Annotated in this window: 1 protein-coding gene; it reads right to left on the minus strand. The window is 62.9% G+C overall.

Going from position 1 to position 595, the window contains the following annotated elements; genetic code table 11:
• Window positions 1-29: 29 nt before the first annotated feature.
• A complete protein-coding gene (locus NKH49_RS34840) occupies window positions 30-227 on the minus strand; it encodes a hypothetical protein (RefSeq protein WP_023722661.1) in 198 nt (65 codons plus the stop codon).
• Window positions 228-595: the final 368 nt, after the last annotated feature.

The following is a 595-nucleotide window of genomic DNA, read 5'->3' on the forward strand; positions in this document are numbered from 1 at the left end:
TTCGCTCCAGATGGTGGGGCCGGATCTTCTCATGCATCATGGCGTGCCTCCTCCCGTGGAACGGCGCGCTCGCCGTCGACGTGGTCGAGGATCAGGCGCACCATCAGCTTTGTCAGCGTCAGGCGCGTCTCTTCCGGCAGCGCCTGCCATGGTGGCATCTGCGCGGTCTCCGCATCGTGCGGGTTGGAGAACAGATCGAACTGATATGTCGTGGGCTGGCGCGGCATGGACCTCTCCCCGATTCGCGTCGTGAGGATCCGATGCTGCGCCCGAAACCTCCAATTGCGATGGGGTGTGGGAATTGGCCGTCGCGTCCTGCAGCAGTGTCACCAAGACGCCAAGCGTTCTGGGATCGACATGTGGGGCAGCGGCAATGCGCCACGCGGTGCAGACCGCGCGATCAAACATCCAGGCCGGAACCTCCAGCCACCGATCGGAGGCGTGGCCAGAGAGACTGCAGCGGAAAACCTCCCGGTCAGCCTTCTCGATCACCTCATGAACGTGAACACAACGCCCGGCCCAGGGATGCCATGGATAAAGAAACTTGCGTTCCTCGGTCCCGTGGGCGTTCTCTCGTCGTGTTGTACAACACCGC

The organism is Mesorhizobium sp. M1088, assembly GCF_040318575.1.
Taxonomy (GTDB): domain Bacteria; phylum Pseudomonadota; class Alphaproteobacteria; order Rhizobiales; family Rhizobiaceae; genus Mesorhizobium.

What these genes read in the sequence shown, in the direction of transcription:
- NKH49_RS34840 (WP_023722661.1), bottom strand. Translation starts at nt 227, where the DNA reads ATGCCGCGCCAGCCCACGACATATCAGTTCGATCTGTTCTCCAACCCG.